The organism is Methylobacterium sp. C33D, assembly GCF_053345825.1.
On the sequence record NZ_JBKFAV010000033.1, the window covers coordinates 32674 to 45314 of the forward strand.

The following is a 12641-nucleotide window of genomic DNA, read 5'->3' on the forward strand; positions in this document are numbered from 1 at the left end:
AGCCGGAGATGCGCCGCATCACAGGGAGGAGACGATGTTGCGACCGGACCCCGCCGTCCACCATCGCCACGGGTCGAGACCGGCCGCGCGGATCGCGCGTCGGCACGCCGCGCCCGCCGCGGCATCCGCTTCGGCGCGACGCTGAGCGCGGCACGCCACCACCCCGTCCAATCCGAGACGCGCCCGGGATGAGCCCGGGTCCGTTCGCGGTCTCACGCACCAAGGCGCGCCATGATCGGCTTTCTCGCTCCCGCGGCCCATCGGCCACCGGTCCAGGCGGATCGCGTCGATCCGACCTACCGCAAGCTGCGGTGGCAGATCTTCGCGGGCATCTTCCTCGGCTACGCGGGCTATTACCTGCTCCGCAAGAACTTCTCGCTGGCCATGCCCTACCTGGTCGAGCAGGGCTACAGTCGCGGCGAGCTCGGCACCGCGCTCTCCGCGGTGGCGATCGCGTACGGCCTGTCCAAGTTCCTGATGGGCATGGTCTCGGACCGCTCCAACCCGCGCTACTTCCTGCCGATCGGCCTCGTGCTCTCGGCGCTGGTGATGTTCCTGTTCGGCTTCGTCCCCTGGGCGACGTCCAGCGTCGGCATCATGTTCGTGCTGCTGTTCCTCAACGGCTGGTTCCAGGGCATGGGCTGGCCGCCGAGCGGCCGCACCATGGTGCACTGGTGGTCGCAGAAGGAGCGCGGCGGCGTCGTCTCGGTCTGGAACGTGGCGCACAACGTCGGCGGCGGCCTGATCGGGCCGCTCTTCCTGCTCGGCCTGGCCTGGTTCAACGACTGGCACGCGGCCTTCTACGTGCCCGCCGCCGTGGCGCTCGGCGTCGCGATCTTCGCCTTCCTGACCATGCGGGACACGCCGCAATCCTGCGGCCTGCCGTCCGTGGAGACCTGGAAGGACGATTACCCGGAAGGCTACGACGCCAACCACGAGCGCGAGTTCTCGACGCGCGAGATCTTCGTCGAGCACGTGCTGAAGAACCGGATGCTCTGGTACATCGCCTTCGCCAACGTGTTCGTCTACCTGCTCCGCTACGGCGTGCTGGACTGGGCGCCGACCTACCTCAAGGAGGCCAAGCACTTCTCGGTCGACAAGACCTCGTGGGCCTACTTCCTCTACGAGTGGGCCGGCATCCCCGGCACCCTGCTCTGCGGCTGGCTGTCCGACAAGCTGTTCCGCGGCAATCGCGGCGCGACGGGCGTGGTGTTCATGTTCGGCGTCATGGCGGCGACGCTGGTCTACTGGCTCAATCCCGAGGGCAACCCGGGCATCGACCTCGCGGCCCTGATCTGCATCGGCTTCCTGATCTACGGACCGGTGATGCTGATCGGTCTCCAGGCCCTCGAGCTCGTGCCGAAGAAGGCGGCCGGGACGGCGGCGGGCTTCACGGGCCTGTTCGGGTATCTCGGCGGCTCGGTCGCGGCGAGCGCGCTGGTCGGCTACACGACGGACCATTACGGCTGGAACGGCTGCTTCGTCCTCCTGCTGGCGGCCTGCGTCCTCGCGATCGTCTGCCTGGCCCTGACGCTGCGGCACAGCGGCACCGCGGCGCCGCAATTCGCCTGAGGAGCGGTTCTCCCGGCGCGGCCGGGGGCTCACGCCCTCCGGCCGCGCCGCGTGCCGGCGCGATCAGGCCGGGGCGCCCAGAGCCGCCGGCTGGCTCGCGCGGCGGTAGATCAGGAGCGTGGCGACGAGGCCGCAGGCGCCCCCGAAGGCCATCCACAGGCCGGGCGCCGCGCGGTTGCCGGTGGCCTCGATGAGCCACGTGGAGACGAGGGGCGTGAAGCCGCCGAGCAGGGCGGTCGCCAGCGAGTAGGCGAGGGAGAAGCCGGCCGTGCGCACGCTCGCCGGGACCACCTCGGTCAGCGCCACCACCATCGCGCCGTTGTAGCTGCCGTACAGGAAGGACAGCCACAGGAGCGCGATCAGCATGTTGCCGAAGCTCGCGTTGCCGACGAGCCAGACCAGCACCGGGTAGGCGGTGAGCAGGGTGAGCGCCGAGAACACGAGCAGGATCGGCTTGCGCCCGATCCGGTCGGACAGCGCGCCCATGACCGGCAGCCAGAACAGGTTCGACAGGGCGGTGCAGAACGTGACCAGCAGGCTGTCGGTGTCGGACAGCTTGAGCACGGCCTTGCCGAAGGTCGGCGTGTAGACGGTGATCGTGTAGAACGAGATCGTGGTCATGCCGACCAGCAGCATGCCGAGCAGCACGATCTGCCAGTTGCGGGCGAGCGAGCCGAACACCTCGTTCATGGACGGCCGGTGCTTGCGCTTCAGGAACTCCTCCGTCTCCTCCAGCGAGCGCCGGATGTAGAACAGGAACGGCACGATCGCGCAGCCGATGAAGAACGGGATGCGCCAGCCCCAGGCATTCATGTCGGCGGGAGTCAGGGCGTTGTTGAGGATGTAGCCGATCACGGCCGCGAACATTACGGCGACCTGCTGGCTGCCGGACTGCCAGGACACGTAGAAGCCCTTGTTGCCGGGCGTGGCCATCTCGGACAGGTAGACGGACACGCCGCCGAGCTCGACGCCGGCCGAGAATCCCTGCAGCAACCGCCCGACGAGGACCAGGAAGGGCGCGAACAGGCCGATCGTGCCGTAGCCCGGGACGAAGGCGATCAGGATCGTGCCGGCCGCCATGATGCCGAGCGTCACGATCAGGCCCTTCCGGCGGCCGATGCTGTCCACGTAGGCGCCCAGGAAGATCGCGCCGAGCGGCCGCATCAGGAATCCGGCCCCGAACGTCATGAAGGTCAGCATCAGCGAGGCGAACTCATTGCCGACCGGGAAAAAGGTCTTGGAAATGTAGGTGGCGTAGAAACCGAACAGGAAGAAGTCGAACATCTCCAGGAAGTTGCCGCTGGTCACGCGCAGGACCGTAGCGGCTTTGGAACTCGACGGATGGGCCTGTATCATAGCTGTCTCCCTCAGGCGCCGGAGCGGTCGCAACCGCACGAGGGAAGCGTCGGTTCGGGTCGGCGCGCGATCGCCCCTGGCGACCGGGCCGCAGCCTTGAACCAATCCTCCCGTGTATTCGCGCCGACTCTGCGGCGCTTGCATCCGCTATACGCGCGTTAACCTGTCACGAAGCTGTCGCGGATTTCGGCTCAGCGGCCTTCCATCGCCCGCCGCCAGCGCCGCAGCATGCGGGCGCGCCGGATCTGATCGAGGTTGGCCAGCAGCTCCGGCCCCACCGCGACCGGCCGCAGGGCCGGCGCGCTCGCGACCGGATCGTCGGGCCGGCGGGCGTCGAGGCGGGCCGGCGTGAGGGACCGCGACGCGAGCCGCGCCTGGCCCTCGCGGGAGAGCATGTAATCGAGGAACAGGCGGGCGGCCGCGGGATGGCGCGCGTCCTTGGCGATGAAGGCGATCCGCGAGACGAGGAGCGTGTAGTCGGTGGGCAGCACGACGCCGATCACCGGGTCCTGCTTGGCCCGCTCGAGGGCGTAGGCGCCGAACACGCCGTAGGCGAGGAGGGCCTCGCCGTCGACGATCCGGTCGAGCATCGTCTCGGTGCGCGTGTAGAGCTTCACGCCGGCCTGTCCGAGGGCAGAGACGAGGTCCCAGGTCCGGGGCGTCACCTCGGCATCCTGCGCGAGGATCAGCGATCCGACGCCGCTCCGCTCGGGATCGTAGGCGGCGACCTTGCCTTTCCAGGCCTCCGGTTGCTCGGTCAGGGATCGGATCAGCTCGGCGCGGGTCGCGGGCACGCGCTCCCGCGGCAGGAGCGTCCTGTTGTAGGCGATGGCGATCGGCTCCGCCGTCACGCCGAAGGCCTCGTTGCGCCACACGGCCCAGGCCGGCAGCGCCGCGGCCTCGGGGGACACGTAGCGGGCGGCGTAGCCGTCGTTCACCAGCTTGATCTGGCGATCCATGGCCGAGCTCCAGACGATGTCGGCCGTGCCCGTCCCGGCCGCGGCCGCTTCCACGAAGCCGTCGTAGAGGCGCGCCGAGTTCATCTTCGTGTACGATACCGCCACGCCGGGATGGGCCGCGCGGAAGCCCGCGATGAGGTCGGCGACCTCGGCCTCGTCCGTCGTCGCCTCCACGACCACGACGGTCTCGCCCTTCGCCGCGGCGGGGCCCGTGTCCGCGGCCGCCAGCGGCAATTCGACCTGCGCCGCGGCTGGTCCGAGGCCTGCCGCCAGCAGCACGAGAAGCCCGACGGCGTGGCGAACGCTCAACGATGTCTCCCCTTCGTCGGCCCGGGATGCCCGGCGCCCTTGCTGTGCAGCGTCTGGACGGGAATGCTAGACCGGGCTCGCCGCCTGGGCCAGGACGATGGATGGCGGGAGGAGCATGCGCGTTCTGGTCGTCGAGGACGATGCCGCCCTGGCGCGCGGCCTGATCGCCGCCCTCCGGCAGGGCGGATACGCCGTCGACCACGAGGCGGACGGGGCCGACGCGGTCCGCCTCGCGACGAGCGAGCCCTACAGCCTCGTCGTCCTCGATCTCGGCCTGCCGGGCCTGCCGGGCTTCGAGGTGCTCAAGGCGGTCCGGGCGGCCGGCTCGACCGTTCCGGTGATGGTGCTGACCGCGCGGGACGCCATCACCGACCGGGTCCGCGGCCTCGATCTCGGGGCGGACGACTACCTACCGAAGCCCTTCGACCTCGCCGAATTCGAGGCGCGGGTCCGGGCCCTGGTCCGACGCGGGCAGGCCGTGCCGAACCCGGTCCTGCGCTGCGGCACGCTGGAGCTCGACCGGGCCGCCGGCACCGTCACCCTCGACGGGGCGCCGGTCGCCCTGCGGCGCCGGGAACTCGCCGTCCTGACCATCCTGATGACCCGCGCCGGGAAGCCCGTCCCGAAGGAGCGGCTGAGCGCGGAGATCTTCGGCTTCGACGAGGCGGTCGCGCCGAACGCCCTCGAGCTGTACGTCGCCCGTCTCCGGAAGAAGCTGCAGCCGCACGGGCCCGAGATCCGCACCATCCGCGGCCTCGGCTACCTCCTGATGCCGGTGTGACCCGTCCGCGCGCGCCCTCACTCCGGCGGCGCCTGCTAGTCCGCATGCTGCTCCCGGCCCTCGCGCTGGCGCTGGCGCTCGGCCTCGCCGGCGCGCTCGTGATCCGGAACGTGGTGGAGACGACGCACGACCGCCTGCTCGACGGTTCCGTCCTGGCGATCGCCGAGCGGCTGACCGTGGAGGACGGCGAGGTCTCGGTCGACCTGCCGCGCGTCGCCCTCGGGATGCTCGAGAGCCAGGCCCAGGACCGGATCTACTACAGTGTCACCTATTTCGGCGCGCTGGTGACCGGCTACCGGGACCTCCCGATCCCGGATGTCGGCGCCCTCCAGCTCGGGGTGACGACCCACCGCGACGGCGTCGTCCGCGGGGCGAGCGTGCGGATCGCCGCACAGGCGCGTCGGGTCTACGGGAAGCCGAGCCCGGTGCTCGTTCAGGTCGCGGAGACACGCGAGGCCCGCCAGACCCTGGAGCAGCGCCTGCTCGCCGGGCTCGCCCTCGCCGAGCTCGGGTTGCTGGGCCTGATCGGGGCCCTGTCGTGGTACAGCATCGACAGCAGCCTCAGGCCGCTGACCCGGCTGAGCGACGCGATCGACCGACGGGCGGTGCCGGGCGCGATCAACCTGCAGCCGCTCGACGTGGCCGGGGTGCCCCGCGAGGCGCTGGCACCGGTGCTCGCCCTCAACACGCTGCTCCGCCGTCTGGAGCAGGCGATCGCGGGCGAGCGCAGCTTCACGTCGGACGCCTCGCACCAGCTGCGGACCCCGCTCGCTGTCCTGCGGATGCACGTCGAACTGCTCCGCCGGATAACGCCCGGCGACGCCGCCCAGGCCGCGACGATCGACGACATCGACGGCGCGGCACGGCGCCTGGAACGGCTCCTGTCCCAGCTCATCGCCCTGGCCCGCGCCGACGAGGGGGCCGCCCAGGCGGGGGCACCGGCCGCGATCGCCGACCTGAACGACGTCGCGACCCGCGTGGTCACCGAGCAGGTGCCCCACGCGCTCGCGCGCGGCGCCGAGATCGCGCTCGATCGCCCCGACGGCGCGGTGCCGGTCGTCGGCGATCCGTTCATCGTCGGCGAGATCCTGACGAACCTCGTGGACAACGCGATCCGCTACAACCGGGCCGGGGGCACCACGACGGTCCGCCTTCGCCGCACGGAGATCGGGGCCTGCGCGGAGGTCGAGGACGAGGGGCCCGGCATCCCGCGCGAGGCGCGCGAGAAGGTCTTCGAGCGCTTCTACCGCGTCGCCTCCAGGGACGGGCCGGAGGGCAGCGGCCTCGGCCTCGCCATCGTCCGCGCGTTGGCGGACCGGATCGGCGGAGCGGTCACGCTCGCGTCTCCCGCCGAGGGGTCAGGGCTGGTGGCGCGCGTCGATTTCCGCGTGCCCCCGGACGCCGTCGCGCCCGCGTCGTCCGAAGCCTAGGCGCGCCGCGCGAGCGGTCCCGCTCCGTCACATCGCCCCGAGGGCCCGCGGCAGCCATAGGGACAGGGCGGGCCAGTAGGTCACCAGGATCAGGAAGGCCAGCATGGTCAGGAGCCAGGGCAGCACCGCGACCGTCAGCTCGGAGATGCCCATATGGGCGATGCCGCTCGCGACGTAGAGGTTGAGCCCGACCGGCGGGTGGCACAGGCCGACCTCCATGTTGACCGCCATGATGATCCCGAAATGGATCGGGTCGATCCCGAGCTTGACGGCGATCGGGAACAGGATCGGCGCCATGATCAGCAGGATCGAGGACGGCTCCATCACGTTGCCGGCGATCAGCAGGATGATGTTGACCACCAGCAGGAAGACCAGCGGGCTGAAGTTCATGGCGATCAGCCACGCCGCCATCGCCTGCGGGATGTTCTCCGAGGTCATCAGGAAGGAGAACAGCACCGCGTTGGTGATAATGTAGAGCAGCATCGCGCTCATGTTGGCCGAGGCGAGGAGCACCCGGGGCACGTCCGACAGCTTCAGGTCGCGGTAGACGAACACCGCGATGACGAAGGCGTAGACGGCCGCCGTCGCGGCCGCCTCGGTCGGGGTGAAGACGCCGGCGTAGATTCCGCCGATCACCATCACCACGAGGAACAGCCCCCAGGCGCTCTCGCGGAACGCGCGTAGGCGCTCGGCCCAGGAGGCCCTGGGCATGCGCGGATAGCCGCGGCGCTTGGCGATGACGAAGGTGACGCTGGCGAGCATCGCCGACAGGACGAGGCCGGGCATGACGCCGGCCAGGAACAGGTTGCCGATCGAGCTGTTCGTCGACACCCCGTAGAGCACGAGGATGATCGAGGGCGGCACGAGGATGCCGAGCGCCCCCGACGTGGTGATCACCCCGGCGCCGAAACGCTTCGGGTAGCCCTCCGCCACCATGGCCGGCAGGATGATCGAGCCGATCGCCACCACGGTCGCGACGCTCGACCCCGACACGGCGGCGAACAGCGCGCAGGCGACCACCCCGGCGAGGCCGAGGCCACCCGGCCAGTGCCCGACCAGCGAGGTCGTGAAGGCGATCATTCGCCGCGCCACGCCGCCATGGGCCAGGAAGTTGCCGGCGAGGATGAAGAACGGGATCGCCATGATCGAGAAGTTCTCGATCCCGGTGAACAGCTTGAGCGCGACGCTCTCGATCGGCACCTGCGTCAGGGTGAACAGGAAGGTCAGGACCGTCAGGCCGAGCGCGATCGAGATCGGCATGCCGGTGAGCATCAGGGAGATGAGCAGCCCGAAGATGATCAGGCCGCTCATGCCGGGCCTCCCTCGCGGCCGAGCTGGATCGGGTCGACACCCTCGACGGTCGGGACGCCGTCGACATGGGCGTGGTCGCGGGCCGGCAGGTGCCCGGTCCTCCAGTAGCCCCACGCCACCTGCAGGAAGCGGAAGCACATCAGGTAGGAGCCGAGCGGGATCGCGAGGTAGACGATCCAGACCGGGATCTCCATGTCGGGCGTGGTCTGGTCGGTGTGGCCGATGCGCCAGACGAAATTGGCGCCGAGCGTGCCCACGATCCCGGTGAACAGGGCGCCCGCCGCGAGGCTGACCAGGACCATGACCCGGCGCGCGCCCGGCGGCAGGCGGTTGACCAGCACGTCGACGCCGACGTGGATGCCGGTGCGCACCCCGTAGGCCGCGCCGAACTTCGCGACCCAGATGAACATGTAGATGCACAGTTCCTGCGACCAGCCGAAGTCGATCCGGTCGGTGTAGTCCTGCAGCGCCGGGATGCCGGAGAGGAACCGGTGCACCACCGTGGCGAAGGTGATGACGGTCGCGGCCGCCATCAGCGTTCCGATCAGCACCTCTTCGAGCCGATCAAGGAGTTTCAGCAACATGGTCGGTCCGGGCGCAGCTGCGGCGTGATCAGTTGTTCGGCGCCGCCTCGGCCTCCTTGTTGAGCGCCGCGACCAGGTCCTTGCCGACGCGGGAGGCCATCTCGCGCTGGACCGGCGCCAGGGCCTTGCGCCACGCGGCGTTCTCGGCCTCGGTCGGCGTGTAGACCGCGGTCTTGCCGGTGGCGCGGATCTCGGCGAGCGCCTGCTCGTTCTGCTTGTCGGCGATCTCGTGCTCGTAGGCGGTCGCGTCCTTGATGGCGCCCTCGAGCGTCGTGCGGATGTCGGCCGGCAGGCCGTCCCAGAAGCCCTTGTTCACGATCACCGCGTAGCCGATGTAGCCGTGATAGGTCAGCGTGGCGTGCTTCTGCACCTCGTTGAGCTTCTGGGTCGTCACGTTCGAGGGCGGGTTCTCCTGGCCGTCGACCACGCCGGTCTGCAGCGCTTGGTAGAGTTCGGAGAAGGCCAGCACCTGGGGCAGCGCGCCGAGCTGCTTGAACTGCGCCTCCAGCACCTTCGAGGACTGGATCCGGAACTTCAGGCCCTTCACGTCCTCGGGGGCGTGCATCGGCTTGTTGGCAGTGAGGATCTTGAAGCCGTTGTCCCAGTAGCCAAGGCCCTTGATCCCCTTCGATTCGAGCTTCTTGAACAGGCCCTGGCCGATCGGCCCGTCCTGCACGCGCCGCAGCACCTGCTCGTTCGGGAAGATGTAGGGCAGGTCGAAGGCCTCGAACTCCTTCACGCCGAGGGGGCCGAACTTGCTCGTGGACGGCGCCAGCATCTGCACGGCACCGAGCTGGAGCATCTCCACCTCTTCCTTGTCCTTGTAGAGCGTGCTGTTTGGGTAGATCTCGACCTTGACCGCGCCCTTGGTGCGCTCCTCGGCGAGCTGCTTGAACCGCTCGGCGCCCTGGCCCTTGGGCGTGTCGGTGGTGGTGACGTGGCTGAACTTGATGACGATCGGCGCCTGCGCCGCCGCCGGCGCGATGAAGGCGAGCGCACAGGCGAGCGCACCGAGAATCCGAGCCGTCATCGCGTCCTCCCAGACTTTGAGTCCGCGTCGTTGCGCGGATTGAATTTTGGATAGACTTGCAGGTAGGCGCGGTGGCGACAAGCGCGAAAGTGCGACGCCCGGGGGAAGATGTCGCGCGCGGCCGCGGTTCAGCCCTTGTCGCGCCCGCCGACGAAGGCCTGCACGGCCGCCCGATGCTCGGGCGTGGCGGTGACGACGGCGTAGTGCGAGGAGATCAGGTCGAGATTGGTGCGCAGGTCGTTGCGCATCCCCTGGTAGACTGCCCGCTTGATCAGGCTCAGTGTCAGCGGCGGCGCCTCGGCGATCTTCCGCGCGAGCGCCGCGACGGCCGGCATCAGGTCCGCGTCGGCGTGGACGCCGTTGACGAGGCCGATCCGGAGCGCCTCGTCGGCATCGACGAAATCGCCGGTGAAGAACAGCTCCAGCGCCTTCGCGGTCCCGACGAGGCGGGGCAGGAAATGGGCGCCGCCCGCGCCCGGCACCAGGCCGACCCGCACGTAGGTCTCGGCGAACCGGGCGCTCCGCGCGGCGTAGCGCAGGTCGCACATCAGGGCGAGGTCGAGGCCGGCGCCGGTGGCGACCCCGTTCAGGGCGGCGATCACCGGCTTGTCGAGATCCTCCAGCGTCAGCGGGATGCGCTGGATCCGCCCGTAGAGCTCCTCCTTGCGCCGGGCCGGCGGCTGGTCGAGGCGCTCGCCCATCTCGACGATGTCGCCGCCGCTGCAGAAGGCCGAGCCCGCGCCGGTCACCACCACGACGCGGATCGCCGCGTCGGTGCGGCAGCGCTGCAGGGCCGCCGTCCAGGCCGCGATCATCGGGAAGGTGAAGGCGTTCTTCCGCTCGGGCCGGTTCAGCGTGATGGTCGCCACGCCCTCCGCGACGGAGAACAGCAGGTCCTCGCCCGCGCCGCCTGTCTCGCCCGCGCTGCTCATTGGACGGTCTCCTCAAGGGTCAGCGCGGCGATTTCGGCCGGGTCGAGCCCGGCCTCGGCCAGGACCTCGGCGGTGTGCTCGCCGTGCCGGGGGGCGTGGCGGCGGATCGCGAAGCGGCTGCCGCTGAACGAGACCGGCCGGCGCATGGTGCGGTAGCGCCCCTCGCTCGGGTGCTCGGCGCTGCCGAAGAAGCCCACCGCCTTCAGGTGCGCGTCCTCCGGCAGGTCCTCCAGGCCGAGGACCGGCATGCATGGGATGCTCACCGAGTCGCAGAACGCCACCCATTCGGCGGTGGTCCGGCGCGGCGCCTCCTCCTCGACCAGGGCGTAGAGGATCTCGATGTTCTCCACCCGCACGGCGAGCGGCACGAAGCGGGGATCGTCCACGAATTCGAGTCGGCCGGTATGGATGAAGAAGTCGCGCCAGTTCCGGTCCGAGTAGGGCAGGATGCAGGCGTGGCCGTCCCGGGTCCGGTAGGGCTTGCGCCGCGGGCTCAGGACCCGGTTGAAGCCCGGCGGCCCGAGCGGCGGCTCGAAGGCGTAGCCGACCATGTGCTCGACGAAGTTGAACTCCACCATGGTCTCGAACATCGGCACCTCGACCGCCTGCCCGCCGCCGCCGGCCCGGCGCTCGTAGAGGGCGGCGAGGATCGCGCAGGCGATGGCCTGTCCGGCGATCTTGTCGCACAGCACCGTGGGCAGGTAGCCGGGCTGGCCATAGGCGGCGGTCTGGAGCGCCGCGAGGCCCGAGCCCGCCTGGATCAGGTCGTCGTAGGCCGCCTTGTGGGCGTAGGGGCCGTCGGCCCCGAACCCGTAGGCGCCGCAGTAGACGATGTCGGGCTTAAGCGCGCGCACCCGCGCGTAGCCGTAGCCCAGGCGCAGGATCGCGTCGGGCCGCATCGAGTGGACGAACACGTCGGCCGTGGCGATCAGCCGGTCCAGCGCCGCGCGCGCCGCCGCCCGCTTCAGGTCGAGGCGGACGCTGCGCTTGTTGCGGTTGAGGTGCAGGAAGTTGCCGCCCATCCCGGCGCCGCGCGCCGGCCGGTAGTGCCGGAAGGAATCGCCCTCCGGCGTCTCGACCTTGATCACGTCGGCGCCGAGATCGGCCAGGATATGCGTCGCCGAGGGCCCCATGATCACGCTGGTCAGGTCCACGACGCGCACGCCCGCGAGCGGCCCGGCCTCGTTCGTCTCTGCGGGATGAGTCTCGGCGGAGTGATCCGGCACGCACAGGTCTCCCATCTCAGCCGGCGCCGCCGCGCAGGCGGACCAGCATCGGCCAGAGGGCCGCACCGCCGCCCGCGCAGACCGCGCGCCCGATCCGCTCCTGCCAGAGGGCGTCGGATCCGAACTCGTCGCGCCAGGACCAGAGCCGCCGGGTCGCCCGGTGGAGCGGGTGCTCCTGGGTGAAGCCCATGGCCCCGTGGATCTGGTGGCCGATCGCCGCGACGTGGCCCGCCGCCTCGCCGCAGCGCGCCTTCGCGATGGCGGTGGCGAGGACGAAGCGCGGATCATTCCAGCAGGCGGCCGCGAGGTCGGCGGCCGCGCTCGCCGCCGCGACCTCACCCGCCGCCTCGGCGAGCATGTGCTGGATCGCCTGGAACTTGGCGAGCGGCCGGCCGAATTGCTGCCGCTCCTGCGCATGATCGAGGGCCGAGCCGAGGCAGGTCTCCAGGGCGCCCACCATCTGCTGCGCCCGGACCCAGGCGCCGACGGATTCGACGGACGACGCGCCCGCTCCGGCGGCCCAGCCCGGCGCGGCCCGGACGTCGGCGGCCGGGACGGCGCGCCCGGTCAGGTCGAGGGTGTCGCGGGGCTCGCCGGCGAGGTTGTGATGCGTGCCGCGGAGCGTCCCGGGCGCGGCGATCCGCACGAGGTGCGGGATGCCGGCCGCGTCGACGGCGTCGAGGAGGAGGGCGGACACCGAACCGCCCCACGGCACCTGCGCGACCCGGCCGTCCAGGACGAACCCCTCCGCGTGAGGCGCGATCCGCACGGGGCCGCCGCCCGGGACCAGCGACAGGGCGTCTTCGGCCACCTGTCCCCCCGCGGCAGCCCAGAGCGCCGCGCCCGCGACGGTCTCCGGCAGGGGCAGGGGGAGGGCGGCCCGGCCGCAGCGCCGGATCAGCCGGGCCGCGGTCGTGGCGGCGAGGCCGATCCCGCCCTCCGCCTCGGGCACCAGCGCCAGCGGCAGGCCGCTCTCGGCGAGCGCCGTCCAGAGATCCGCCGGCCAGTGAACCGCCGCCCTTGCGGCCGCGCCCGCGGTCCCGTCGCAGGCGGCCAGCAGCGCCGGCGTGAGGTGCTGGGCGAGCAGCCGCTCGACCTGATCGAGGACGATCCCGTCGATCCCGTCGCCGGCCTCTGCCGCGTGGTCCATC

At 70.9% G+C, this 12641-nt stretch carries 11 protein-coding genes; 3 read left to right on the forward strand and 8 right to left on the reverse strand.

What is annotated here, in order from left to right:
• Positions 1-231 precede the first annotated feature (231 nt).
• Positions 232-1572, forward strand: a complete 1341-nt coding sequence (glpT, locus tag ACLBXO_RS23355) for a glycerol-3-phosphate transporter (RefSeq protein ID WP_447686855.1) — start codon at positions 232-234, stop codon at positions 1570-1572.
• Positions 1573-1635: 63 nt separating this feature from the next.
• On the opposite strand, the gene tcuC is transcribed toward glpT, so the two are convergent.
• Both tcuC and ACLBXO_RS23365 read right to left on the reverse strand, forming a co-directional pair.
• Positions 1636-2928, reverse strand: coding sequence for a tricarballylate/proton symporter TcuC (gene tcuC / locus ACLBXO_RS23360; protein WP_447686856.1), 1293 nt, complete (start codon positions 2926-2928; stop codon positions 1636-1638).
• Positions 2929-3119: 191 nt separating this feature from the next.
• Positions 3120-4196: an ABC transporter substrate-binding protein gene (locus ACLBXO_RS23365; protein WP_447686857.1), complete on the reverse strand. Its 1077-nt coding sequence runs from the start codon at positions 4194-4196 to the stop codon at positions 3120-3122.
• Positions 4197-4311: 115 nt separating this feature from the next.
• On the opposite strand from ACLBXO_RS23365, the gene ACLBXO_RS23370 reads away from it, so the two are divergent.
• Together ACLBXO_RS23370 and ACLBXO_RS23375 are read left to right on the forward strand one after the other, a co-directional pair.
• A complete protein-coding gene (locus tag ACLBXO_RS23370) occupies positions 4312-4977 on the forward strand; it encodes a response regulator (protein WP_447686858.1) in 666 nt (221 codons plus the stop codon).
• Positions 4978-5021: 44 nt separating this feature from the next.
• Entirely contained in the window at positions 5022-6407 is a 1386-nt protein-coding gene (locus ACLBXO_RS23375) for a sensor histidine kinase (protein WP_447686859.1), read from the forward strand.
• Between the two features lie 27 nt (positions 6408-6434).
• Here the strand turns inward: ACLBXO_RS23375 and ACLBXO_RS23380 are convergent, their stop codons facing one another.
• The 6 genes from ACLBXO_RS23380 to ACLBXO_RS23405 all read right to left on the reverse strand — a co-directional run bounded on the left by ACLBXO_RS23380 (position 6435) and on the right by ACLBXO_RS23405 (position 12640).
• Entirely contained in the window at positions 6435-7718 is a 1284-nt protein-coding gene (locus ACLBXO_RS23380; protein WP_447686860.1) for a TRAP transporter large permease, read from the reverse strand.
• The gene (locus ACLBXO_RS23385; RefSeq protein WP_331317251.1) at positions 7715-8302 is read right to left on the reverse strand and encodes a TRAP transporter small permease; all 588 of its coding nucleotides are present in this window, start codon (positions 8300-8302) and stop codon (positions 7715-7717) included. The genes ACLBXO_RS23380 and ACLBXO_RS23385 overlap by 4 nt, the downstream gene beginning before the upstream one ends.
• A 28-nt stretch (positions 8303-8330) precedes the next feature.
• Complete coding sequence (locus tag ACLBXO_RS23390; protein WP_447686861.1) at positions 8331-9332, reverse strand: TRAP transporter substrate-binding protein; 1002 nt, start codon at positions 9330-9332, stop codon at positions 8331-8333.
• 128 nt (positions 9333-9460) lie between these two features.
• A complete protein-coding gene (locus tag ACLBXO_RS23395) occupies positions 9461-10264 on the reverse strand; it encodes an enoyl-CoA hydratase/isomerase family protein (RefSeq protein WP_447686862.1) in 804 nt (267 codons plus the stop codon).
• Entirely contained in the window at positions 10261-11490 is a 1230-nt protein-coding gene (locus tag ACLBXO_RS23400; RefSeq protein WP_447686863.1) for a CaiB/BaiF CoA transferase family protein, read from the reverse strand. Before ACLBXO_RS23400 ends, ACLBXO_RS23395 begins: the two co-directional genes overlap by 4 nt.
• Before the next feature lie 16 nt (positions 11491-11506).
• Complete coding sequence (locus ACLBXO_RS23405) at positions 11507-12640, reverse strand: acyl-CoA dehydrogenase family protein (RefSeq protein WP_447686864.1); 1134 nt, start codon at positions 12638-12640, stop codon at positions 11507-11509.
• Position 12641 lies beyond the last annotated feature (1 nt).